The organism is Lysobacterales bacterium (genome assembly GCA_014946745.1).
Lineage (GTDB): Bacteria > Pseudomonadota > Gammaproteobacteria > Xanthomonadales > Xanthomonadaceae > Aquimonas.
In genome coordinates, this window is sequence record JADCRD010000002.1 from 661091 (window position 1) to 685328 (window position 24238).

Annotated in this window: 21 protein-coding genes and 1 riboswitch; of the genes, 12 read left to right on the forward strand and 9 right to left on the reverse strand. The window is 70.4% G+C overall.

The window, feature by feature from the left end; genetic code table 11:
* Positions 1–69: 69 nt before the first annotated feature.
* Positions 70–166: riboswitch (TPP riboswitch) on the reverse strand.
* Between the two features lie 80 nt (positions 167–246).
* Positions 247–2187 (reverse strand): hypothetical protein, encoded by a 1941-nt coding sequence (locus tag H4O13_14980; GenBank protein ID MBE5316693.1) that lies wholly within the window; start codon positions 2185–2187, stop codon positions 247–249.
* Positions 2188–2483: 296 nt separating this feature from the next.
* Between H4O13_14980 and H4O13_14985 the strand changes: the two genes are divergently transcribed.
* From H4O13_14985 to H4O13_14995, 3 genes are all read left to right on the forward strand, one after another.
* Entirely contained in the window at positions 2484–3086 is a 603-nt protein-coding gene (locus tag H4O13_14985; GenBank protein MBE5316694.1) for a DUF1232 domain-containing protein, read from the forward strand.
* Positions 3087–3127: 41 nt separating this feature from the next.
* Positions 3128–3529, forward strand: a complete 402-nt coding sequence (locus tag H4O13_14990) for a hotdog fold thioesterase (protein ID MBE5316695.1) — start codon at positions 3128–3130, stop codon at positions 3527–3529.
* Positions 3530–3867: 338 nt separating this feature from the next.
* Positions 3868–4710: a pirin family protein gene (locus H4O13_14995; GenBank protein MBE5316696.1), complete on the forward strand. Its 843-nt coding sequence runs from the start codon at positions 3868–3870 to the stop codon at positions 4708–4710.
* 503 nt (positions 4711–5213) lie between these two features.
* On the opposite strand, the gene H4O13_15000 is transcribed toward H4O13_14995, so the two are convergent.
* From H4O13_15000 to pyrE, 3 genes are all read right to left on the reverse strand, one after another.
* Positions 5214–6764 carry a YdiU family protein gene (locus H4O13_15000; protein MBE5316697.1) on the reverse strand — a complete coding sequence of 517 codons (1551 nt, stop codon included), beginning with the start codon at positions 6762–6764 and terminating at the stop codon, positions 5214–5216.
* A 98-nt stretch (positions 6765–6862) separates the two neighbouring features.
* Positions 6863–7480: a DUF4124 domain-containing protein gene (locus tag H4O13_15005; protein ID MBE5316698.1), complete on the reverse strand. Its 618-nt coding sequence runs from the start codon at positions 7478–7480 to the stop codon at positions 6863–6865.
* 32 nt (positions 7481–7512) lie between these two features.
* On the reverse strand, positions 7513–8157 hold the full coding sequence (pyrE, locus tag H4O13_15010) for an orotate phosphoribosyltransferase (GenBank protein ID MBE5316699.1): 645 nt from the start codon (positions 8155–8157) through the stop codon (positions 7513–7515).
* 202 nt (positions 8158–8359) lie between these two features.
* Here pyrE and xth point away from each other — a divergent pair, with 202 nt between their 5' ends.
* The 3 genes from xth to H4O13_15025 all read left to right on the forward strand — a co-directional run bounded on the left by xth (position 8360) and on the right by H4O13_15025 (position 10990).
* Positions 8360–9127: an exodeoxyribonuclease III gene (xth, locus tag H4O13_15015; protein MBE5316700.1), complete on the forward strand. Its 768-nt coding sequence runs from the start codon at positions 8360–8362 to the stop codon at positions 9125–9127.
* Positions 9124–10428, forward strand: coding sequence for an MFS transporter (locus tag H4O13_15020; GenBank protein ID MBE5316701.1), 1305 nt, complete (start codon positions 9124–9126; stop codon positions 10426–10428). The genes xth and H4O13_15020 overlap by 4 nt, the downstream gene beginning before the upstream one ends.
* Positions 10429–10750: 322 nt before the next feature.
* On the forward strand, positions 10751–10990 hold the full coding sequence (locus tag H4O13_15025) for a hypothetical protein (GenBank protein MBE5316702.1): 240 nt from the start codon (positions 10751–10753) through the stop codon (positions 10988–10990).
* 18 nt (positions 10991–11008) lie between these two features.
* Here H4O13_15025 and H4O13_15030 read toward each other — a convergent pair whose 3' ends face one another.
* The 4 genes from H4O13_15030 to H4O13_15045 form a co-directional block, all read right to left on the reverse strand.
* Positions 11009–11419, reverse strand: coding sequence for a hypothetical protein (locus H4O13_15030; protein MBE5316703.1), 411 nt, complete (start codon positions 11417–11419; stop codon positions 11009–11011).
* 59 nt (positions 11420–11478) lie between these two features.
* On the reverse strand, positions 11479–12621 hold the full coding sequence (locus H4O13_15035) for an anhydro-N-acetylmuramic acid kinase (protein ID MBE5316704.1): 1143 nt from the start codon (positions 12619–12621) through the stop codon (positions 11479–11481).
* A gap of 10 nt (positions 12622–12631) precedes the next feature.
* Complete coding sequence (locus tag H4O13_15040) at positions 12632–13903, reverse strand: M23 family metallopeptidase (GenBank protein ID MBE5316705.1); 1272 nt, start codon at positions 13901–13903, stop codon at positions 12632–12634.
* Positions 13904–14225: 322 nt separating this feature from the next.
* Positions 14226–14690, reverse strand: coding sequence for a tRNA (cytidine(34)-2'-O)-methyltransferase (locus H4O13_15045; GenBank protein ID MBE5316706.1), 465 nt, complete (start codon positions 14688–14690; stop codon positions 14226–14228).
* A 157-nt stretch (positions 14691–14847) separates the two neighbouring features.
* Between H4O13_15045 and H4O13_15050 the strand changes: the two genes are divergently transcribed.
* Positions 14848–15117 (forward strand): YcgL domain-containing protein, encoded by a 270-nt coding sequence (locus H4O13_15050; protein ID MBE5316707.1) that lies wholly within the window; start codon positions 14848–14850, stop codon positions 15115–15117.
* Positions 15107–18520: an ankyrin repeat domain-containing protein gene (locus tag H4O13_15055; protein MBE5316708.1), complete on the forward strand. Its 3414-nt coding sequence runs from the start codon at positions 15107–15109 to the stop codon at positions 18518–18520. Before H4O13_15050 ends, H4O13_15055 begins: the two co-directional genes overlap by 11 nt.
* A gap of 67 nt (positions 18521–18587) precedes the next feature.
* On the opposite strand, the gene H4O13_15060 is transcribed toward H4O13_15055, so the two are convergent.
* Positions 18588–20402 (reverse strand): cation:proton antiporter, encoded by a 1815-nt coding sequence (locus tag H4O13_15060; GenBank protein MBE5316709.1) that lies wholly within the window; start codon positions 20400–20402, stop codon positions 18588–18590.
* A 176-nt stretch (positions 20403–20578) separates the two neighbouring features.
* On the opposite strand from H4O13_15060, the gene rmuC reads away from it, so the two are divergent.
* The 4 genes from rmuC to H4O13_15080 all read left to right on the forward strand — a co-directional run bounded on the left by rmuC (position 20579) and on the right by H4O13_15080 (position 24003).
* The gene (gene rmuC / locus H4O13_15065; protein ID MBE5316710.1) at positions 20579–22030 is read left to right on the forward strand and encodes a DNA recombination protein RmuC; all 1452 of its coding nucleotides are present in this window, start codon (positions 20579–20581) and stop codon (positions 22028–22030) included.
* Position 22031: 1 nt separating this feature from the next.
* Positions 22032–22724 (forward strand): MBL fold metallo-hydrolase, encoded by a 693-nt coding sequence (locus H4O13_15070; GenBank protein ID MBE5316711.1) that lies wholly within the window; start codon positions 22032–22034, stop codon positions 22722–22724.
* Positions 22725–22867: 143 nt separating this feature from the next.
* Positions 22868–23413, forward strand: a complete 546-nt coding sequence (locus tag H4O13_15075; GenBank protein ID MBE5316712.1) for a hypothetical protein — start codon at positions 22868–22870, stop codon at positions 23411–23413.
* Positions 23414–23454: 41 nt separating this feature from the next.
* The gene (locus H4O13_15080) at positions 23455–24003 is read left to right on the forward strand and encodes an MBL fold metallo-hydrolase (protein MBE5316713.1); all 549 of its coding nucleotides are present in this window, start codon (positions 23455–23457) and stop codon (positions 24001–24003) included.
* Positions 24004–24238: the final 235 nt, after the last annotated feature.

The following is a 24238-nucleotide window of genomic DNA, read 5'->3' on the forward strand; positions in this document are numbered from 1 at the left end:
CCTTGGGCTGGAGGAGTCCAAGCGGCGGCGCCGGCACGGCGCGCGATGAGCCGACCTGGGGCCGTCACCGCGCATCGAATCGAAGCTCCCTACGCCGGTGTGAGCCGGATCAGGTTCAAAGGGACTCTCTCAGCCCGGCTGCCGCCGGACACCCCCGCTTGCGGGCGGCATTGAAGCATGAAGCGGCGGCGTCGGCGAGCGCGTCGGCCAGGGCGGACGCGGCGCGCAGGCGGGCCAGGGCGCGCTTCACGGCGACTCGAAGCCATCGGCGAAGACTGCAGCCTGCGGCTGCCGCTCGACCGCACCGATGTCGGTCCAGGCCACGCTGCCGGCGCGGGTCTGCTGGTTGAAGGGCGCACCGCGGAAGTCGCTGCCGGTGTCGGCGGGCGAGCAGCGGTCGATCAACAGCTCGCTGCGCGGCGCATAGGTCTGTGGATCGAGGTCGAAGGCGGCCGCGGGCAGGGTCGTGAAGCCGCCGAGGGTGGGATCGGCTTCGACCAGGTGTGCAGCGAAGTCAGCGGTGGACTGGAAGAAGCCGCACCAGCCGCGGGTGAAGCGTCCGGCGCTGTCGTTGCCGCCGATGTTGGCGGGCGCCGGCGTCGAGGTGGAGGCGAGGATGCTGGCGAAGGCCGCGGCCGTGCCGGCGTCGTCGAGCCGGAAGAAGCGATCCAGCGCGCTGCGCATGATGACCGTGCTGTTGGCCAACCGGACATGGCCGCCGAGGCTGGCGGCGAACAGGGAAGGTCCATTGACGCCGCTGGGGTCGACCACGCGGTTGTCGTCCAGCACGCTGGCCTCGATGCGCAGCTGCGCCGTATCGGTCGCCGTGATGAGGTTAGGGAATGCGAGGTTGCCCCGCACCGAGGCGCGCCGCAGCAGCAGTCGAGCGCCCGTGCTGGCGCTCAGCAGGCGCGCGGACTGCGGCACGCCGGCCACGCTGTCAGGCGCGTTGTCGTGCAGGCTGAGGCAAGGCACAGGGTTGAAGAAGCTGCAGCTGACCTGATCGCCCGAGGGCCGCAGCTCAAGCTCCAGGGCGTTGGTGACGCTGAGGCCCAGGGCCCCGCGCCCGGTCTGCTGCAGGATCACCAGGTTCTGCAGGCGGAAGCGGCTCTCGCCCGGCGGTCGCGTCGAAGTGCCGATGCGATAGCTGCCGCTCAAGCACAGGCCGGCGTTGAACCCGCCGTTGCTGCTGATTGCCAGCAGAGCGGACGCGTTGTCGGCGGCACCCAGCACGCGCACGCCTGCGGTGGCCGGCTGGCTGGCGTCGAGCGTGGCGAAGCCTGCGGCGCAGCCACCGCTGTCGGCGGTGCTCTGGTTGCCGACGATCCACACCGTGCCGCTGGGACGAGGCTGCAGCCCGCCGCCGCCTTCGAGGCTGCCCAGGCAGTGGAAGGCGGCGCCGCTGGCAGCCTGATTGAAGCCGATGATGGTGTCGCGGGCGACGATGCTGCCGTGCCGGCTGACGTTGGCGCCGCCGCCGGGCGGAAAGCCGCCGCAGTACAGACCGCCACCGCGGTTGCTGGCGGTGTTGCCGGAGATTTCCGCGCCCTCCACCAGAAACAGGTCGACCCGCGCCAGCGGTTCATCCAAGGTCACCGCGCTGCCGGTGAGGGCGACGCCGCCGCCGTCGACCGCGCTGTTGCCGCGGATACTCACCCCCAGCCCCAGCAGCACCGAGGCCGCACCGCGAATCGCCAGGCCGCCGCCGGTACTGTTTTCGACCGTGCCGGTGGCATCGCCACCGATGAGCGCCAGCCGGCGCACCTGGAAGCTCCCCACGCGGCCGTTCAGACGCAACTCCAGCACCGGCCGCTGGGCGCCGCCACTGCCATCGAACACGGCGCGATGCGCGTCCTGGGTGGGGTCGCCGGACAGCCCCGAACTGCAGCTGTCGTAGCCGCCCTCCAGGAACACCGCGGTCTGGTTGACCGTGGGCGCGTAGACGATGCCGTTGGGGGCTGCGTAGGCGCCTTTGTTGATCAGCACCGTGTGCAGGCCGGTCTGGCCCTGCAGAGCGAACAGCGCCGCCTGCAGGCTGGCATGGGTGCAGGCGGCGTCGCTGCCCACGCGCAGCACCAGCGCGAAAGCGGGGGCGACGCCCATGCCTGCGGTCAGCACGAGCAGGCAGAAGCCAATGCGGGCTGCGCTGCGGACGCAGGCAATAAGGGACTGAGGGAGCGCGTGCATGGTGGACCTCACCTGGGCCTTCGTCCGCGCGCGATCGCGGGGACAGTAAGTACGGACACGCAGGAGGGCGGCCACGCAGGACATCCGGCCGCGCGAACGCGCCCAGCCCAGCGCCTCAGGACAGGCGATGCCGGCCGCTGGCGGGGAGGGCGCAGGGTCGTCGTGGACGCGAGCGCGACCGCAATGACGATCGTCAATTGACCGCCCCCGGGGGGCTGGCTAGGCTGCGCAGGCTCCGGGGCGCTTGCGCCGCCGGCCCCGACGTCACCGCCGCTCTCCCCTGCCAAGGAACCGCCATGCCCCTCAGCATTACCATCGACCTCAGCGACAAGGACATCGAGCGCTTCCGCGCGGCCCAGGCCTCGGCCGAAGCCAGCGCCAAGTCGGCGGACGAGATCATCAAGGCCGCAGCAGACCTGCTGAAGTCGGCCGAGACCGGCGCCCTGCCGGATTTCATCCGCCAGCGCCTGGAGGGCCTGGACTCGCTGATCGCGATGCTGAATGACGAGGGCTTTGCGCTGCCCGACGAGGACCGCAAGCACGTGGTGTCGGCCCTGGTCTACTTCGTCAACCCGCAGGACGCGATTCCCGACCACACGCCGGTGCTGGGCTATCTCGATGACGCCATCATGATCGAGCTGTGCCTGCGCCAGCTGCACAACGAGATCGAGGCCTACGAGGACTTCTGCGACTTCCGCCAGCACGAGGCGGAGCGCCGCGGCCTCGACCCGGCCACCGTGGGCCGCGCCGACTTCCTCGAAGCGCGCCGCGAGGAATTGCTGAACCGCATTCACCGCCGTCGCGAGCGCGACTACGGCGTGGGCTACGGCGGCAGCAGCGGCTACGGCCGCTCTGGCTACACCCGCAGCTGGCGCCCGAGCCTGATCAAGGTTCGCTGAGCTTGGCGCGGGTTTTTCTGCGCCAGGTCGACGCTGCCGCGATGAACGCCGGCAGCGCCGACACCCTGGTCCAGCACCTCGGCATCGAGGTGCTGGAAGTCGGCGAGGACTTCATCCGCGGCCGCATGCCGGTCGACCATCGCACCCACCAGCCCTTTGGCCTGCTGCACGGTGGCGCCTCGGTGGCGCTGGCGGAAACCCTGGGCAGCATGGCCGCCAGCCTCTGCGTCGACCCGGCCACGCAGATGGCGGTCGGTCTCGAGATCAATGCCAACCACCTGCGCGCGGTCACCCAAGGCTGGGTCATCGGCACCGCCCGGCCCATCCATGTCGGCCGCAGCACCCAGGTCTGGGACATCCGCATCGAGAACGACGCCGGCCAGCCGGTCTGCATCTCGCGGCTGACCATGGCCGTGGTGCCGCGCGCGATGGGCGCGCGCTGATCGCGCCCTGAGGCAACTCGGATTAAGTTCGTCCTGAGCGTGCTCGGTGCTCGCGCCATCCGGCGTCGCCGGGCCCGCTTCCGCTGGATCGCGCACTGAGGAAGTTCTGAACAACTCCGTCCGGGAGTTGTTCAGACGTCGAGAGACCGGCGCGGGTCCGGACGCGTTCGGCCGCTGCGCGGCGAGGCCTTAGCTGCGCTCGGTCACCCCAGATCAAGCACTGACGTGCTCGATTCGCCAGCGCGCCTTCACCACAACGCAGCGTTGCACCGACGAGGCTTGAGCGGTGCGCCCGGCAGGACCATCTTGGCGGCCATCACAGCCGCCAGGAGAGCCCCATGACCCAGCCCCGTTGCGTCACCCGTCTGGTCCGCGGAATGCCCACGTCGGACGGCGCCGGCGTGCGCCTGACCCGGGTGATCGGCATTCCCGAGCTGCGCAATCTCGACCCCTTTCTGATGCTGGATCACTTCGGTTCGGAGGAAGCCGCCGACTACATCGCTGGCTTTCCCAACCATCCGCACCGCGGCTTCGAGACGGTCACCTACATGCTCGAAGGGCGCATGCGCCATCGCGACAACCAGGGCAATGAGGGCCTGCTGGTGTCGGGCTCGGTGCAGTGGATGACCGCCGGCCGTGGCCTCGTGCATTCGGAAATGCCCGAGCAGGAAGAGGGCCGCATGTCCGGCTTCCAGCTGTGGATCAACCTGCCGGCGGCGCAGAAAATGTGCGCGCCGCGCTACCAGGACATCGCGCCCGAGCGCATCCCCGAGATCGAACCGCTGGCGGGCGCCAAGGTGCGCGTACTGGCCGGCGAGTACGGCGGCCTGCGCGGTCCGGTCGATGCCGAGGCCACCTCGCCGCTGTATCTCGATATCGCTCTGCCGGCGGGCGCGTCGCTTGAGGTGCCGGTGCCCGCCGGCCATGCCGCCTTCGCCTACGTGTTCGAGGGCCGCGCCGAGCTGGCCGGGCAGACGGTCGGCACCGATGTGATGGCCCTGCTGTCGGACGGCGAACAGCTGCTGGTCGCGGCTGGCGATGCGCCCGCGCGCCTCATCCTCGTCGCCGGCCGACCGCTGCGCGAGCCGATCGTGCAGTACGGGCCTTTCGTGATGAACCATCCGCACGAGATCCAGCAGGCCATGCTCGACTACCAGGCCGGGCGCTTCGGGCCGGTGTGAGCGAGCGCGGCACGCGGAGCCTGCGTCATCGAGCGACGGCGGGACGGTGGGTCAAGACCCACCCTATTCCAGCCGGAATGCTCACGGGTTGGATCCAGGCCCACCCAATCAGAAGCATGCATAGGGTGGGTCTTGACCCACCAACGCTTCAACACCTGCGCCGTCAGCCGGGGAGCACTGCTCCTGCGCGATCCCTCGTGCTTCGTTCAATCGGCGGGAGGTGAACTGCGGTGGGCCAAGGCCCAGACGATGGGCCGTGGCGAGCGTCGGGCTTCGGTGGGTTAAGCAATAGGAAGCATGCATAGGGTGGGTCTTGACCCACCAACGCTTCAACACCTGCGCCGTCAGCCGGGGAGCACCGCTCCTGCGCGATCCCTCGTGCTTCGTTCAATCGGCGGGAGGTGAACTCCGATGGGCCAAGGCCCAGACGATGGGCCGTGGCGAGCGTCGGACTTCGGTGGGTCAAGACCCACCCTATGCACTCGTTCCTCCCGACTCGCTTCTCATGAGCTGCAGGACAGCATCGAGCAGCCGGCGCGATGGCGCGCCCAGTCGGGGCGTTTCTGCGCATAGGCCTCGGCGTCGGGTTGCTCGTCGTAGGGACGTTCGAGCACCGTCTGCAGGCGCTGCAGCGGGGCAAGATCACCCTGTTCGGCGGCGTCGATGGCCTGCTGGGCCAGCCAGTTGCGCGGTACGTAGAGCGGGTTCACGGCGGCCATGCGCTCGCGGCGCGCCGCGGGCGCCGCATCGCTGTCCAGCCGCTGCGCGTAATCGGTCAACCATGCGGCCAGCGCAGGTCGCTGCGCCTCGAACGCGGCGGCGGCGTAGCTCGCAGCGCGCAGCGGATCGACACTCGGCGCAGCGGCATCCAATCCCATCAGTGCGCGGAAAGTCAGCGTGAAGTCGAGCTGGGCCGCGTGCATGAGCGCGTACAGACGCTGGGCCAGCGCGGTATCGGCATCGCGGGGCGCCAGCAGCCCGAGCTTGCCGGCATTGAATTCGGCGTGCGCGCGGTTGAAGGTCTCGGCGTAGGCGCGCAGCCCATCGCGCAGAGGCTCCTGATCGGCGAACAGCGAGGACAGCGCGCCCGCCAGGCAGGACAGGTTCCAGTGCGCGATCTGCGGCTGCCGGCCGAAGGCATAGCGGCGGCCTTCGGCATCAGTGATGTTCGGCGTCCACGCCGGATCGAAGTCTTCGAGCCAGCCGTAGGGCCCATAGTCGAGGGTCAGGCCCAGCACGGACAGGTTGTCGGTGTTCATCACCCCGTGCACAAAGCCGACCCGCATCCAGTGCGCGAGCAAGAGGCCGGTGCGCTCGCAGATCGCGCGGAACACCTGCGCATCGCGATCCGCCGCGCCTTCGTACTCGGGGAAGTCGCGCACGCACATGAAGTCCCACAGCTGCCGCAGCAGCGCGTACTCGCCGCGCGAGGCCGGCAGCTCGAAGTGGCCGAAGCGCAGGAAGCTCGGCGCGACCCGGCAGACGATGGCGCCAGGCTCGGGCTTCGGATCGCCGGCGTAGAGGATGTCGCGCACCACGGCGTCGCCGGTGGCGATGAGCGAGAGCGCGCGCGTGGTCGGCACGCCCAGCGCGTGCATCGCCTCGCTGCAGATGAACTCGCGCAGCGAGCTGCGCAGCACGGCGCGGCCGTCGGCGCGGCGCGAATACGGGGTGGGTCCGGCGCCCTTGAGCTGCAGCTCATGACGGCGGCCGTCGGCACCGATCACCTCGCCCAGACTGATCGCGCGGCCGTCGCCGAGCTGTCCAGCCCAGTGGCCGAACTGATGGCCGCCGTAGTTGCTGGCGATCGGCTGCATGCCGTCGAGCAGAGCATTGCCGGCGAACACCTCGGCGAAACGCGCGCTGGCAGTGTCCTCGGCAGTGATGCCGATCGCGCTTGCGACCGCGGGTGACAGCGCCAGTAGACGCGGCGAAGGGACCGGCGTGGGCTGGACCTCGGACCACAGCGCAGCGCTGACCGGCCGCGTGTAGTTGGCCGTTTCAGGGTCGCCGGGCAGGGCGCGGCGAAAGGCGTTGTCAAAGTGCAGCTGCATGCGCGAGGCTCGAAGCAAGGAAGACGCAACAGGATCGAGCGTGCGTCGTTACGTCATCGTGCATCGCGCGCAGGCGAGCCGGCGCACCGCGGCCCGTCTCAGCCACCTTCCTTCAGGATTCGGTAGCGCTGCAGGACGGTGTCGTACTCGGTCTGCAGGTTCTGGCGTTCGGTTTCGCGCTTGCTGAGGTACTCGCGCTGGTCCTCGACCTGCTTGCGCGAGGCCTCGATCGTGCTCTGCACGGTGGCCGGCACCGGCCTGCCTGCGCGCTCCAGCGAGGCCGCATGGTCGAGCTGGTCTTCCAGGCTCTTTTCCTGGCTGCGGATGCCCACGCGGGCGGCCTCCAGCGACTGGTCGAGCAGGTCGAAGCGCTCGCGGTAGGCGCGCTCCAGGTCCTCCTCGGTCGCATACGAGCCCATCAATACCGCATCCATCTTGTCCTGCTCGGCCTTGATCGCAGCAAGGCGTTCGGCCTCGGCCTCTTCCGCCGCCTTGGCCGCGCGCTCCTCGGCGGTCAGGGCCCGATCAACGCGGTTGACCGTGGTGCCGCTGCGGCTGATTTCTTCACGCGCCTGGTCGACCGCTTCCGGCGGCAAGGTGTCGGTGTAGTGGACCTTGCCCTCGGCGTCGACCCAGCGATAGAGCTTCTGCGCCAGCGCGGGCGCCGACAGCAGGGACAGGACGAGGGCAGCAGTGATGACGACGGTGGCGCGCATGGATCGAACCTCGGTGGTGCGGGGCAGGGCGCTCAGGCAACGCTGCCGTAGGTGTCTCGGTAGGCCAGCAAGCGGCTGCGGTGCTCGGCCAGCTCGGGCCGGCCGGCAGTATAGGCAAGCAGTTCCGCCAGCCGCGCGATGGCGATCACGGGCAATTGCGCCTGCTGTTCAAGTTCCTGCACCGCCGACAACGCGCCAGCACCGCGCTCCTGGCGATCCAGCGCGATCAGCACGCCGCAGGGCTCGGCGCCGGCTTCGCGGATGAAGCCCAGCGACTCGCGGATGGCCGTGCCCGCAGTGATGACATCGTCGACGATCAGCACGCGGCCCGACAGCGGCGCGCCGATCAGGCGGCCGCCCTCGCCGTGGCTCTTGGCCTCCTTGCGGTTGAAGGCCAGCGGCACGTCGATGCCCCGCGCATACAGCGCGGCCGCCACTGCGGTCGCGAGCGGGATGCCCTTGTAGGCCGGCCCGAACAGCATGTCGAACTCAAGCCCCGAGGCCAGCAGGGCCTCGACATAGCAGTCGGCGAGCCGGGCCAGGGCGCCGCCGGTGTTGAACAGGCCGGCGTTGAAGAAGTACGGACTGATCCGCCCCGACTTCAGGGTGAACTCGCCGAAGCGCAGCACCGAACGCTCGATCGAGAGTTCAAGAAACCGCCGCTGGTAGTCCTGCATCGCCTGCTGCATGGGGCTCGCTCCGGGCATCCGACCAAAGCCCGCTATCATCCCAGCTTCGCCACGGGCGGGCCACGCGAAGCACAGCCTCCACGCCGGCGCAGCTGTCTTTGCGAGACGCTCGCGCACAGCGCGCAGCCCCAAACCCGCCCCAGTCCGCTCTTTCGAATCCCGAATCCCTACTCCCGAATCCCGGCTCTCCATGCGCATCTGCAGCTTCAACGCCAACGGCCTCCGCTCCGCCGCCAGCAAGGGTTTCTTCGACTGGTTCGGGGCCCAGGACATCGACGTGCTCTGCGTGCAGGAGACCAAGGCCCAGGCCGAGCAGCTGGCGGATCCGGCGCTGCGCCCCGCGGGCTGGCACGCACACTTCCGCGATGCCACGACGAAGAAGGGCTACAGCGGCGTCGGCCTCTACAGCCGGCAGGCGCCGGATACGGTGTTGACCGAGCTGGGCTGGGACGAGTTCGACGAGGAGGGCCGCTACATCGAGGCGCGCTTCGGCGATCTGAGCGTGGTCTCGCTGTACTTCCCTTCCGGTTCCTCGGGCGACGAACGCCAGCAGTTCAAGTTCCGCTGCATGGACTGGTTCGGACCGATCCTCGCCGAGTGGGTGCGCTCATCCAGGCGCTATGTGATCTGCGGCGACTGGAACATCGTCCACACCCGTCGCGACATCAAGAACTGGACCTCGAACCAGAAGAACTCGGGCTGCCTGCCGGAAGAGCGCGCCTGGCTGGATCACCTCTTCGGCGAGCAGGGCTGGGTCGACAGCTACCGGCACCTGCGCCCGCAAGGCGAGGACTACACCTGGTGGAGCCAGCGCGGTGCCGCGCGCGCCAAGAACGTCGGCTGGCGGATCGACTACCAGGTGGTGTCGCCGGCGCTGCGTGAATCGCTGCGCAACTGCGCGATCCACGCCGAGCCGAAGTTTTCCGACCACGCGCCCTACGTGGTCGACTACGCATGACAGCGGCGGCAACCGCGACGCCAGCCACCGGCCTGCGCTCGGCCCTGCGGGCGTTCTCGCAGCCGGCCGCGTTCAGCCTGTTCCTGCTCGGCTTTGGCTGCGGCCTGCCCTTCCTGCTGGTCGGCTACACGCTGTCGATCTGGCTGCGCGAGTCGGGGCTGGAGCTGTCGAGCATCGGCCTGCTGAGCTACGTCAGCCTGTTCTATGTCTTCAAGTTCCTGTGGGCGCCGCTGCTCGATCGCTGGCGCGCGCCGCTGCCGATGCGGGGTCGCCGACGACCCTGGCTGCTGCTGGCGCAGCTGCTGCTGGGGGCAGCGCTGTGCGGCATGGCGATCACCGGCCCCGAGGGCGGGCTGACCCTGTTCGTGGCGCTGGCCGCGCTGGTGGCTTTCGCCGGCGCCACCCAGGACACGCTGGTGGACGCCTACCGCATCGAAATCGCGCCGATCGAAGCGCAGGCGGCGCTGGCGGCGACCTACTCCTTCGGCTATCGCTTGGGGCTCATCCTGGGCGGTGCCGGTGCGCTCTACTTCGCCGAGTTTGGCGGCTGGCGTATCGCCTATCTCGCGATGGCCGCAGCGATGCTGGCGCCGCTGGCCGCCACCCTGTTCAGCGCCGAGCCCGAGCAGCCGGCGACCAGCGTCACGCGACCCGGCCTGAGCGAAGCCTTCATCGCGCCGTTCCGCGCCTTCTTCAGCCACAGCGGTCTGTGGCTGGGCCTGGCCCTGCTGGTGTTCGTCGGCCTGTTCAAGCTGCCGGACCAGATGCTCGGCGTGGTTGCCGGGCCCTTCTACATCGACACCGGCTACGACAAGGCGCAGATCGCCACGGTGTCCAAGGTCTATGGCGTGTGGATCGGGCTTGCCGGCGCCTTCCTCGGCGGCCTCGCGGTGGCGGCGCTGGGCATTCGTCGCTGCCTGCTGATCGGCGCGCTGGCGGTGGCCGTCTCGAATCTCGCCTTCCTGCTGATGGCGCAGAACCCGGGCGCGCTGTGGGCGTTCACCGCCACCATTTCGGCCGACAACCTGAGCCAGGGCTTCGCCGGCACCGTGCTGGTGGCCTTCATGTCGGGCCTCACACAGCGCGGCTACACCGCGACGCAGTACGCGCTGCTCAGCTCGCTGGCCAATCTGCCCGGCAAGCTGATCGGCGGCGGTTCGGGCTTTCTGGTGGAGGCCTGGAGCTACTCGGGCTTCTTCATTTTCAGCACGCTGTCGGTGGTGCCGACCCTGATGCTGCTGGCCTGGCTCTGGACCCGGCCCGCGCTGGCGTCGCCCGGCGAGGGCAACGCGCCGCGCTGAGAGCATGTGAAAAAACCATCCGCCTACTGCGGCCGCCTCTGGACGTCCGTGGCGGCAGCGCGCTCCGCGAATTCCGCGGTCACTAGCTCGCCAAACACCCTTGAATTCACGTCGCGCGCTTTGCCACGAACGCCCACAGACGCCCTCGCTACGGCGTCTGGGTTTTTTCACACGCTCTGAGTGATGTCGCTGCGAGCGCGACCCTGTGCTAGGGTTCTTGGCTCGCGCGAGGCATACAGGGGTGCAGCGCGCGCAGCCTGCGATCCGCCGCCTGTCGGTCAGGCCGCGACGCGGGTGCCTTCCAACGCTGAAGTTCCCCTGCATGCCCGACATCCTCGTCAAAGACATCGACCCCGACATCGCCGAGCGCATCAAGCGCATCGCCCGCGACCGCGGCTGGCCGATCAACGACGTCGTGCTGAGCCTGCTGCGCCAGGCCCTGGGCATGGAGATCCCCGATCCGCCCCTGCCCGGCGATATCGCCCGGCTGACCGGCACCTGGGAAGACGAAGAGAGCCGCGCGCTCCACGAGGCGATCGAGGCGCTTCGCAAGCTCGGTTGAGGGCGATGGCGCCCGGCATCACCCCTGTGCTTCGCGCCGCAACGCGTGCAGCTTGAAGGTCGCGAGCATCGCGCGCGTGTAGAGGTAGACGAACAGCGCGCTGATCAGCAGGCCGCTGGGCTGCCCACTCTCGACGAACTGGATCAGCTTCGAGGCGACGAAGTAGATCAGCATCGCGGTCGCCGCCGCGCGGCTGCGTCGCCAGATGCCGTAGGCGAGGCCGAAGATCAGCGCGACATCGACCAGCATCCAGGCGTCCACGCCCTGGATCGCACTGCCGAAGAGGGCCGCAAGCGTGATGGCAAGGGTGATCCCACCGGAAACGCAGCCGGCGACGACGCCGTGGCGGACGTGGCGCGCGAGTTCTTCCGGCTCACGGAAGGCTTCAGCCGCAGGGAGGGTGGAAGGCGCCGCGTAGGGATTGTCCAAGCTCATTCACTTCGAGAGACGAAAAAAGGATAGGCGTCAGGCAGCGCCAAACGCGGAGCTCAAGCCTGCCACACCCCGCCCAGCACGCGCGGCCCGGCCGCTCCGGTGGCCTCGCAGAGATTGCCCGGCCGCCCGGCGAGGGTTTCGCGGGCCAGCCAGGCGAAGGTCATCGCTTCAACGAAATCGGGGTCGACGCCGTGGGCCGCGGTGGACTCGACGGTTCGTCCGGGCAACAGCGAGGCCATGCGTGACATCAGCATCGGGTTGTGCACGCCGCCGCCGCAGACCAGCACGCGCTCGCCCTCCGGCTGCCAGCGCGCCAGCGCCTGCGCGATGCTGGCGGCGGTGAATTCCAGCAGGGTCGCCTGCACCACCTCCGGTGCCAGCGAGAGGCCCGTCATCCGGGCTTCGAGCCAGGCGAGGTGGTAGCGATCGCGGCCGCTGCTCTTCGGCGGCGGCTCGGTCAGGTACGGATCCGCCAGCAGGCGCTGCAGCAGTTCGGCGTGGACCTCGCCTGCAGCAGCGAAGCTGCCGCCAGCGTCGAAAGCCTGGCCGCGATGGCGCAGGCACCAGGCGTCCATCAGGCCATTGCCCGGACCGCAGTCGAAGCCCAGCACCGGTGCGGCAGCGCCCTGCAGCGCACTGTGCGCGCTGCCGCCGAGCAGGCTCAGGTTGGCGATGCCGCCGATGTTGAGCACGGCGCGGGCTTCGGCGTCAGCGCTGAACACAGCGCGGTGGAAGGCCGGCACCAGCGGCGCGCCCTGGCCGCCCGCGGCGACATCGCGGCGACGGAAGTCGGCAACCACGGTGCAGCCCGTGTGCTCGGCGATCCGCGAGGGGTCGCCGATCTGCAGGCTGAAGGGGCGCGGGCCACGCGGTCGGTGACGCAAGGTTTGGCCGTGCGAGCCGATGGCATGCACGGCGTCGCGATCGAGCGCGAAGTCCTCGATCAGCTGCAGCGCGGCGCTGGCGAAAGCGTCGGCGACTGCGGTCTCGAGCTCGCCGAATTCGTCGAGCGAGAGCAGCGGCTCGTGCTGGGAGACGCGCAGGATCTGCGCGCGCAGGGGGGCGTCCCAGGGATAGGTGCGCCCTGCCACCAGTTCGACCCGCGCGCCGCGCAGGTCGACCGCGGCGACGTCGATGCCGTCGGCGCTGGTGCCGGAAATCAGGCCGAGGTAGAGGCCGTCCTCGCCCGCGACCATGCGCGGAAGATCAGCGCGAAGCGAGCGCGCTGGCAGTGGCCTGCATCTGCTGCAGACGCGCCAGCATCGGCTGCGACTGCTCGCGGAAACGGGCCAGCTCGCCGGCCGGCAGGGGCTGCGGCTTGGGCATGGTCACGGTCAGCGGGTCGCGATGCACGCCGTGGACGCGGAATTCGTAGTGCAGGTGCGGGCCGGAGGCCAGGCCCGAAGCGCCGACGTAGCCGATGGTGTTGCCCTGGCTCACGCGCGCGCCGGTCTTGTAGTTGGAGAAGCGCGACATGTGGGCGTAGAGGGTGGTGACGCCGTTGCCGTGGTCGAGGATGACGGTGCGGCCGTAGCCGCTGCGCCAGCCGGCAAACGTGATGCGGCCATCGCCCGCGGCCTTGATCGGGGTGCCGGTGGGCGCGGCATAGTCGACGCCGCGATGCGCGCGCACCGTGCCCAGCACCGGGTGACGACGGGCGTTCGAGAAGCGCGAGCTGAGCCGCGCGAAGTCGATCGGCATGCGCAGGAAGGACTTCTTCATCGGCCGGCCTTCGGCGTCGTAGTACTCGGTCTTGCCGTCGGCGAAGGTGTAGCGGAAGACCTGGTAGGTCTTGCCCTGGTTGACGAAGGTGGCGGCCAGGATGTCGCCTCCGCGCAGGCGCTCGCCGTCGCGGTAGATGTCCTCGTAGACGACGTGGAAGCTGTCGCCCTCGCGCAGGTCCTGGGCGAAGTCGATGTCGTAGCCGAACACCTTGGCCATCTCCAGCATGCTGGCGGTGGACATGCCGGCGCGGGCGGTGGCTTCCGAAAGGGATTCGGTGATGGTGCCCGAGGCCATCTGCACGCGGCGCTGCACCTCGCGCTCGATCTTCTCCTCGCGGATGTCATCGCCATCGACATGCAGCACGACGCGGGTGGCTTCGTCGCGGTCGAAGCGCAGGGCGCGCAGCTCGCCGTCCTCGATCTGGAACGCGAACTCGGTGCCGGGGCGGAAGCGGGTCAAGGGCTCGCGCGCGCCAGGGTGCTCCAGCAGGCGGTGCATCAGGGTCGCGGACAGGCCCTGGGCGCTGAAGATCGCGCCCAGCGTTTGCCCGGGCTTGACCGTGACCGCGGTCCACGCGTCGGCAGCGACTGCGGCCGGCGCCTGCGCGCCCGGCTCGGCGTCGGCATCAGCGAGCTCCGCAAGCGTCGGCAGCTCCAGCTCCAGCGAGGTGCGGGCGGCGTTCTGCGGCTCCAGGCTGGCGCCCGCAAAGCCGGGAATGGTCAGCACCACGAAGGTGGACACCGTGGCGAGCATGCTGGCCAGAAACCAATGCTCGCGGCGGAACCGCGCCAGCGCGGACAGCGGCAGGCGCGCGCTCGTGGGCGTCTCGGTGGTGGTGTCGGCCAGATCGGCGAGGTCGGCGGGGCGCGGGCGGCGGATGGCCTGAACAGGGCGGGCGTGCGCGGAGCGCGGCGTCGAGTCGTCGTGATGCACTGGCGGTGGCTCTCGGCCGTTATGACCATCGAACCATAACCAGCTTGAAATCCCTTCGTCAAACCTTTGTTGCCAAAGGAAATTCCTGCGCTCGCGCTTTTAACTCGGGGTTAACAGGGTTCAGGCCGGAGTGTGCGCTGAATCACGCTCCGCCGATGAAACCGTGCTGGCGCCAGGCTTCGAACACCAGTACCGCCACCGCGTTCGACAGGTTGAGGCTGCGGTTTCCCGGGCGCATGGGCAGGCGCAAACGGGTCTCGGCCGGGATCGACTCCAGCACCGGCTGCGGCAGGCCGCGGCTCTCGGGTCCGAACAGAAAGGCGTCACCGGCGCTGTAGGCGACTTCGTCGTAGCGACGCTGGGCGCGGGTCGACAGCGCGAACAGACGCGGCGGCTGCAGCGCAGCCAGCGCGGCCGGCAGCGAGTCGTGCACCTTGAGATCGGCGTACTCGTGGTAGTCGAGGCCGGCGCGCTTCAGGCGCACGTCGTCGAGTTCGAAGCCCAGCGGGCGGATCAGGTGCAGGCGGGCGCCGGCATTGGCGCACAGGCGGATCACATTGCCGGTGTTGGGCGGGATCTCGGGCTCGTAGAGCAGCACGTCGAACATGCGGCGGTTCCAGGTGACAGGGCGATGCGGGCGTGGCCCGCGGCTGCGCATTGTCGGTCCTGCGCTGCGCGCGGCGACAGCGGCCCCGTACAAAGCCCGATCGGGCCTGCGGAGCGCTATCCTTCGCGCCATCCCCGCAGGCTTCGACCCCAATCCCATGCGTTGCTACGTCTACCGCAGCGAGAAGCGCGCCGACACCTACGTCTATCTGCGCGAGGAAGGCGCCTTCGAGGTGCTGCCCGAAGCGCTGCACGCCAGCCTGCGACCGCTGGTGGCGGCGCTCAGCTTCGAGCTGGTCGAAGGCCGCCGGCTGGCCCGCGAGGACGCCGCCGTCGTGCGCGCCAACCTGCTGGAGCGCGGCTTCCACATCCAGCTGCCGCCGCCCGCCGAGTACCTGCCGGACATGATGCCCGCGCATGGCGGCTGAACGCCCGGTGCGGGCCGCTCCGGCGGCGCTGCCGCTGGCCACGGCGCTGTCCGCCCCGCTGCTGATCGCAGCGCACGCCCTGCCAGCGCTGTTCGCGCTCGACGCGCTGTGGGGCCTGCCGCTGCTCGCGGCGGGCCTGGGTGTGCAGACCGCAGGCGCGGTGCTGGCCAGCGCGCGCCTGCCAGTGCCGCGCACCGCCGCCGCGCTGCAGCGCGGCCTTCTGGGCGGCGGCCTGCTTCTGCTGCTGGCCCTGCTGGTGGGCATTCCGCTGCTGGTCTGGCCCTTCGCCGGGCTGCTGAAATCCGGTGCGCTCGGTGCGGTGCTGCTGCTCTGCGCGGGCGTCGCCGTCGCCGGCCTGCTGGCCAGCCGGGTGTTCGCCGACCCGGTGCTGCTGCTGGTGCCCGAGCCCATCACCCGCCGCCGCCTCGGCCAGCATCTGGCGCGCGCGCGCCTGACCCGCCAGCGCCTGCTGGAACGCGGCGACTTCGACTTTGGCGACATCACCCTGGGCGCCGCCTGCCTGGTGCTGCAGCTGGGGCCGGCCCTGCTGGCGCTGGCCAGCGAGGCGGGCCGCAGCGGCGGCGTACCCGCACTGGCGGCGAGCGCGCATGCCCTGCTGATCGCGCCGCTGTGCGCGCTGGCGCTGGCGCGGCGGGTGCAGGCCTGTCTCGCCGCCGCCGAGTCCGCGCCCGCGGCGGAGCCCGCCGCGGAGGCGCCCAGCGCGGCGCGCGAGCCCCAGCCCGCGTTGGCGGAGTCCAGCGAGCCCCCCACCGCGATCGACGACCCGGTCATCGCCCTGTTCGCCGCGGCGCGACGCGGCGACATCGAAGGCGCCGTAGCCCTGCTGGCGGAGAGTGCGCCCACACCGGCGGCGCCCGCCCCGCCCGAGGGCCGCGACCAGCGCAGCCTGGCCGTGCTGGCCAGCCTGCTGGGCGACCTCAGCCTGCTGCGCGCGCTGATCCTGCGCGGGGTCGATCTCAACGAATCCCGCGCTGGCCTCACGCCGCTGCTTGCCTGCACCCGCGACAGCTACCACGGGCGCCCGGACGCGGTGGCGATGCTGCTGGCCAACGGTGCCGATCCGCGGCTGGCCGACGGCGAGGGCCGCACGCCGCTGCACTACGCGGCGCGCAGCAGCGATCCCGAGGTCGCAGCCCAGCTGCTGGACGCCGGCGCCGAGCTCAACGCGCTCGACCGCGGCGGCCGCAGCCCGCTGTTCGAAGCCTGCGCCGCCGGCAGCTGGCGACTGGCGCGGTTTCTGCTAGAGCGTCATGCCCGCAGCGAGCCCGAGGGCGGCCAACCGGCGCTGCTGGCCGCCGCCGCCGGCGAGGACGATGCCGCCGGCGTCGAGCTGCTGCTGCGCCACAAGGCCAAGGTCGACGCCCGCGGCCGGCTGGGCCGCACGGCCCTGCACGAGGCCTGCCTGGCGGGCAACGGCGCGATCGTGGCCGCCCTGCTGAAAGCCGGCGCCGATGCCGGTCGCGCCGACGACCACGGCGCGACGCCGCTGATGGAGGCCGCGCGCGCGGGCTCGGTGGCCAGCATCGAAGCCCTGCGCCGCAAGTCGCCGGCGGTCGACGCGCTGGATACGGCCGGCCGCAGCGCCCTGCACATCGCCTGCGGCTCGGCGCGCGCCGATGCCGACGTCATCACCCGCTTGCTGCAGATGGGCGCGCGGCCCGACCAGGCCTGCGCCAGCGGCCAGACCGCGCTGGAACTCGCGCGCGCGGCGCAGCGCTGGGACCTGGTCGGGCGCATGGACCCCGACCACCCGCTGCCGGCCGCAGTCGACGACGCGCCGGGCGCGATCACGGGGTCGTCCGAGACCAGCGTCGAACGGGTCGAACTCGCCGAGCGCCTGACCCGCGCGCTGCGTCGCGGCCGCCCGGACCTGCTGCCTTCGCTGCTGCGCGAACTGAACCCGCCGGCCGATCTGCTCTGCGAACTCTTCGAAAGCCTCGGCGCGAGCCAGCCGCGCAGCGCGCTGGCCATGCTGGCCGCAGCGCTGCCGGCGAGCGGCGAGTACAGCCGCGAAGCGCAGTTGGCGCGCGCGCTCGATCGCGTTGCGGTAGCACCGCAGGCGCTGGACGCCCTGCGCGAACTCGGCGCCTCGCCGGCCGGCCGCGGCGGGCTGGCGCGCTACCTGCGCGCCTGCGTCGACGCGAGGCTGCCAGCCGGCGCCGACGAACAGCGCGCGCTGCAGCTGCTGGCGGCCGGGGCCGATGCCTTCGGCGCCCATGAGGGCGATGCGCCGCTGCTGCTGGCCATTCAGCTCGGCTGGTCCGAGGTGGTCGAAGCGCTGCTGATAGGCGGCGCCGACCCGGGGCAGACGGGACGCGGCGGGCAGACTCCGCTTGCGGCCGCCGCCCAGCGCGGCGACATCGCCAGCGTGCGCGGCCTGCTGCGCGCCGGCGCCAGTCCACAGCGGCGCGGCCCGGACGGCCAGTGCCCGCTGGGTCAGGCCATGCACGCCGGCGACCCGGCCCTGCTGCGCTGGCTCGATTGGAGCCGCTGGCCGCACCCGGGCCGGCCCCTGCGCGACGCCGACCTGATCCATGCCGCGGTCGCCGGGGACGCAGTGGCCGTGGGCTGCCTGCTCGAACTCGGGCTGGACCCCGGGGTGCGCGATGCGCGCGGCTGCAGCGCCCTGCTGCGCGCTGCCGGCAGCGGCCACGCCGATGTGGTCGCAGTGCTGCTCAAGGCCGGGCTCGATCCGGCGCTGGCCGCCGACAGCGGCATGACCGCGCTCACCGCGGCGATCAGCCAGGGCCACGCCGAAGTGGTGGAACTCCTGCTCGCCGGTCGCGCCCACGTCGAGCAGACCCTGCCCGGCGCGCTGCGCCCGCTGATGCTGGCGGCCGCGCTGGGCCAGGTGCGCTGCGTGCATCTGCTGCTGGCGCATGGCGCGGCGCGCGATGCGGTCGACGCCGACGGCAACACCGTGCTGCACCACGCCGCTCGGCGCGGCTGCCGCAGCAGCGAGGCCGCGCCCGCGCTGGCGCTGTGGACCGCGCTGTCGCCGCAGGCTGTTGCACTCAGCCAGGCCAATGCCTTGGGCGAGACGCCGCTGCTTCTGCTGCTCGGCGCGGCCGAGCCCGCCGGTACACCGCTGCGCAGCGAAGCGCTGCTGCCGCAGCTCGAGCGCCTGCTGGAGATCGGAACCGCACTCGACGCCCAGGACCAGCGCGGCTTCTCGGCTCTGCACTGGGGCGCCCAGCACGGTCTGCTGCCGCTGGTGCAGCGGCTGCTGCGCGCCGGCGCGGACCCCAGCCTGCGCGACGGCCTCGCGCGCAGCGCCGCCGAAGTCGCGCTCACCCGCGGCTATGTCGATATCGCCCGCGAACTCGAAGGCCCCAAACCACCGCCGTCGATGGCGCGCTTTCTGCGCTCGCAGGCGGACTGAGCGCGCGAGCGACGTCGCGACGGCGTCCAGCCGCAGCCGCAGTCGGCAGGTGACGTGTCAGCCGCGCTCAGCCCTGCCCGCCGCGCTCGCGCTCGCGCTCGGAGGCCGCGTCGGCCTCGAACAGACGTTCGAGGTCAGTGAAGGCCTCGCGCGCGCTCTGCACGAGCGCCGTCTCGTCGTCGTAGACGAGGTGCTGTTCGCGCAGCAGGGCCTCGTCGTGCTCGCGGAAGGTGCGCAGGCGCGATTCCACCACCGCCGCGTCCTGGCCCAGCGCCAGCAGCACGCTGCGGGCCATCTCCAGGGCGGCCGGAAAGGTCTCGCGGGTGATGCCCTCGATGTTGAGGTCCATCAGCCGGAACGCGTGCTGGCGGTTGCGCGCCCGCGCGAACACCTTCAGGTGCGGATACAGGCGCTTGATCATCCGCGCGGTGCGGATGTTGGCCTCGGGATCATCGGTGGTCAGAACCAGGATCTCGGCGCGGTCCGCACGCGCCGCGCGCAGCAGCTCGGCGCGGCTGGGGTCGCCGAAGTACAGGGTGCTGCCGAAGCGGCGCGACAGCTCGACCTGCTGCGGGCTGTTCTCCAGCGCGGTGAACGGGATGTGCTGGGCGCGCAGCATGCGGCCAATCATCTGCCCCATGCGCCCGAAGCCGGCGATGATCACCTTCGGATCGTGGTCGTCGATGGCGTCAAACGCGGGCGCGCGCTCGCGGATTTTCGCCAGCTTCCGGCAGTGCGCGTCGACCGCCATCAGCAGCAGCGGCGTCGCCGCCATCGACATGCCGACGATCACCACCAGCAGGCTCGATTCTGCCGGCGCCAGCAGACCGGCCTTGCCGGCTTCGGAAAACACCACGAAGGCGAACTCGCCGCCCATCGCCAGCACTGCCGCCAGCTGCAGCGGTGCGCCGGCCTTGAGCTTCGCCGCCTGCCGCCCGACCACCCACAGCACGGCGAACTTGATGGCCAGAAGCGCCAACGTGCCGATCACCACCTGGCCCGGCTCGGCGACGATCACGCCGAGGTCGATGCTCATGCCCACGGCCATGAAGAACAGCCCCAGCAGCAGGCCCTTGAAGGGCTCGATGTGCGATTCCAGCTCATGCCGGAATTCACTCTCGGCGAGCAGCACGCCCGCGAGAAACGCGCCCAGCGCCATCGATAGCCCGGCCTGCTGGACCAGGAAGGCCGAGCCGGCGACCACCATCAGCGCCGAGGCGGTGAACACCTCGACCGCCTGCGCGCGGGCGACGATGCGGAACAGCGGGCGCAGCAGATAGCGGCCGCCGATCACGATGGCCAGGATCACGCCGACCGCCTTCAGCACGGCATCGAGCCCCGGTGCCGCCTGCTCGGCGGCCTTGGCCTCGCCCAACAGGGGGATCAGCGCCAGCAGCGGAATCGCGACCGCGTCCTGGAACAGCAGCACCGCGAACGCGATGCGCCCGTAGTCGGCGGTCAGCGCCTTGCGCTCGGCCAGCAGCTGCAGGCCGACCGCGGTCGAGGACAGGGCCAGGCCCAGGCCGACCACCAGCGAAGCCTTCCAGCCCAGGCCCCACAGCGCGATCGCACCACCAATCAGCGCCGCCGACACACCGACCTGCAGACTGCCGATGCCGAACACCTGGCGTCGCATCACCCACAGACGCGCCGGCGAAAGCTCGAGTCCGATGATGAAGAGCAGCATCACCACGCCGAATTCGGACGCCGTCAGCACCGACTCGGGATCGCTGATGAAGCCGAGCACGTGCGGCCCGATCACCACACCCGCCGCCAGATAGCCGAGCACCGCGCCAAGGCCGAGCCGCCGGAACAGCGGCACCGCGATCACCGCGGCGATCAGGAAGACGAGGGCGTCAGCGAGAAATCCGTGTCCGTGCATGGTGCAGGATTCGAGCGGGCAGGGCCGTCAGTATGCCGGCTGGCTGCATGCCTCCGCGCCACGGGTCTGCGCGGTGCGGCGCTGCATCGCTAGACTGCCGTCTTCGCTGATGGATGCATCGCATGCTCATCGTGTCCTTGTTTTCGCTCGCGGCCGCCGCCCCGCTGGCGGCGCCGATGCCGGCCCCGTGGCTGCTCGCACTGCTGGCGGTGGCGTTGCTGCTGCTGGTCGCTGCGCTCGTGCTTCTGCTGACGCTGCTGCGTCGCAGTGGGCGCACGCAGACCGACCCTGCCCTGCTCGAACGCTTGGCCGCGCTGGCCGCCACCGCCGAACGCACCGAGCGCGCCCTGCGCGAAGAGCTGCGCGAAGCGCGCAGTGAGTCCGCCGAGCAGCAGGCGCGCTTCGAAGCCCAGCTGCGCGCCGCGCTGGCCGAGGGCAGCCGCGCCCAGGCCGAACGGCTGGATGCGTTCGGCCGCGGCCTCGACGCCGCCGCCCTGCGCTCGGATCAGCGCATCGAGACCCTGCGGCAGACGCTGTCCGACGACGCCCGCAAGAGCCGCGAGGAATCGGTGGCCGCGCTCAAGGGCTTCGGCGAAGCGCTGGACGCGCGCCTGCTCACCCTCACCCAGCACAACGCCGAGCGCATGAACGAAGTGCGCGGCACGCTCGAAGCCAAGCTCAAGGAATTGCAGACCGACAACGCCGCCCAGCTGGAGCGCATGCGCGAGACCGTCGACGAGAAGCTCAAAACCACGCTGGAAACGCGTCTGGGCGAGAGCTTCAAGCTGGTCTCCGAGCGCCTCGAACAGGTGCACCGCGGCCTGGGTGAAATGCAGACCCTGGCGCAGGGCGTGGGCGATCTGAAGCGCGTGCTCGGCAATGTCAAAACCCGCGGCACCTTCGGCGAAGTGCAGCTCGGCGCCCTGCTGGAGCAGATCCTCAGCGCCGAGCAGTACGCCAGCAATGTCGCCACCCTGCCGGGCAGCAGCGAGCGCGTCGAGTACGCCATCCGCCTGCCGGGCAGCACGCCGGGCGCGCCGGTGTGGCTGCCGATCGACGCCAAGTTCCCGCGCGAGGACTACGAGCGCCTGCTCGACGCGCAGGACCGCGCCGACGCCGAGGCTGCCGGTGTCGCTGCGCTCGCGCTTGAACGGCGCATCCGCGACGAGGCCAAGCGCATCCGCGAGAAGTACATCGGCCCGCCGCATACCACCGACTTCGCCCTGCTGTTCCTGCCCACCGAAGGCCTGTACGCCGAGCTGATCCGCCGCCCCGGCCTGTTCGAAGCCCTGCAGCGCGACTACCGCATCACCCTCGCCGGCCCAACCACGCTGGCAGCGCTGCTGAACAGCCTGCAGATGGGCTTCCGCACGCTGGCGATCGAACAACGCAGCAGCGAGGTCTGGCAGATCCTTGGTGCAGTCAAGAACGAGTTCGGCAAGTTCGGCGAAGTGCTCGACCGCACCCAGAAGCAGATCGACACCGTCAGCAAAAGCATCGGTGCCGCCGGCGTTCGCACGCGCGCCATCGAACGCAAGCTGCGCAGCGTGGAAACCCTGGAAGGCGCCCCCGACCTGCTGCAGCTGCCCGCCGACAGCGACGACGACGCCTCGGCGCCGGAGGATTGAAATGAACGCGCAAGCGAACCCACCGGTCGCGGTCGAAGTGCTGCCGGTCACGCCCTTCCAGCAGAACTGCTCGCTGATCGTCTGCCAGCGCACCAAGAAGGCCGCCCTGGTCGACCCCGGCGGCGAAGTCGATCGCCTGCTCGCCGCGGTTGCGCGTCACGGTGCGACGCTGGAGAAGGTGCTGGTGACCCACGGTCATCTCGACCACTGCTCGGGCGTGGCCGAACTGCAGCAGCGCCTCGGCGTACCGGTCGAAGGCCCGCACCCGGACGACGATTTCTGGATCCAGCAGCTGCCGACCCGCGCGGCTGAATACGGCTTCCCGCCGGCGCAGGTGTTCACCCCGGATCGCTGGCTCGCCCACGGTGAACGCGTCAGCGTCGGCGCGCTCGAACTCGAAGTGCTGCACTGCCCCGGCCACACGCCCGGCCATGTGGTGTTCTTCCTGCGCGAAGTCGGCCTCGCCTTCGTTGGCGATGTGATCTTCGCCGGCAGCATCGGCCGCACCGACTTCCCGCGCGGCAACCACGCCGACCTGATCCGTTCGATCCGCGAACGTCTGTTCGCCCTCGGCGACCGCGTGCAGTTCGTGCCCGGACACGGCCCGGTGTCGACGCTGGGCCGCGAGCGCATGAGCAATCCGCATGTGTCGGATGCGGCGGTGGGGCGCGCCCATTGGGGGCACGCGGGCTAAACCCATGTGGCGAAACGCGCATGGCCCGACGGAGGTGCGCTCTGACCCGTGTTCTCGAACCTGTCAGACATGACAGCTTGCCGATCCAAACAGTGGGGCCTTAGCTTGCAGCATTCGATTTTCCACGGTTCCTTGAGGTCCCTATGCGTTTCGGTCTCCACCACATCGTTTTCTCCCTTTGCTTCTTTGGTGCCGTTGCGCAGAGCCCAGCTGCAGCGCGCGACGACCTGTCCGCACCCCCGAATGAAGAAATGTCGTCGATGGAGCAAGGCTTTACCCGTCCGGGTGAGCCGCTTTACGAGGCTTTGGCCGGCAAACGTCCGCGGCATCTGGTCGCAGATCCGCTGAGATTCAGATTCGAAGTGCCTGATGGCTCCCCGTCGATTGGGCTCTCTTCAGGGTTCAAGGAGCAGATCGAGCGTGCGGGCATCGCCAAGACCACGATTCCCGACGATGGCAATTCGCCGACCACGCCGGGCTATCCCGGAGCTGTTCAAATCAACCATCGCTGTGGCGTGATCCGCACCGGCCACGGCTCGGAGTTCGTACAGCTCGAGTATCGCTACGAGTGGCGCCCGATCGCGGACACCAATATGGACGGCCGACGTGACAAGCACGATGAGCACGGCTGGGTCCTGACTTCCGAGACGTGGCGCGCTTGGCCCGCGGACACCGCTCAAGTCTGCTGAGGTCGGCGCGCGAGGCTGCCAGATGCGCTCTATGGGTTTGCATGTCCAGCGTTGCAGCATCCGCGGCCCGACGCCACCGTTCGATCAGACCGCTCCATCAGCCAGTCGCAGCACAGCGCGCCACACGGCGGGCTGTGCTGCAGCAGCGCCTCGGCGTGCCGGTCGAAGACCCGCATCCGGATGACGATTTCTGGATCCAGCAGCTGCCGACCCGCGCGGCCGAATACGGCTTCCCGCCGGCGCAGGTGTTCACCCCGGATCGCTGGCTCACGCACGGTGAACGCGTCAGCGTCGGCGCGCTCGAACTCGAAGTGCTGCACTGCCCCGGCCACACGCCCGGCCACGTGGTGTTCTTCCTGCGAGAAGTCGGGCTCGCCTTCGTCGGCGACGTGATCTTTGCCGGCAGCATCGGACGCACCGACTTCCCGCGCGGCAACCACGCCGACCTGATCCGTTCGATCCGCGAACGTCTCTTTGCCCTCGGCGACCGCGTGCAGTTCGTGCCCGGCCATGGCCCGACGTCGACCCTGGGCCGCGAGCGCATGAGCAATCCGTACGTGTCGGATGCGGCGGTGGGGCGGGCGGGCTGAGGGCGATCTGATCGCGTTGATCTTCGCCCTGATCGGCGATCGCGGCCCGCGCACGCGGCCCCGCAACCGGGCCACCTCGCCGGACGCGCTCACGCAGCACGCGCGAGGTTTCGCTGCAGTCCCTTTGGCGCTGATCGCGCGTACGCGGCTCGGCGTTCCGATTTCACAGGGCAGGCCCGCAGGCGACCTGATCAGGGGCGTGCGTCAGCCAGACTTGCAGGGCACCGCGGGTGAG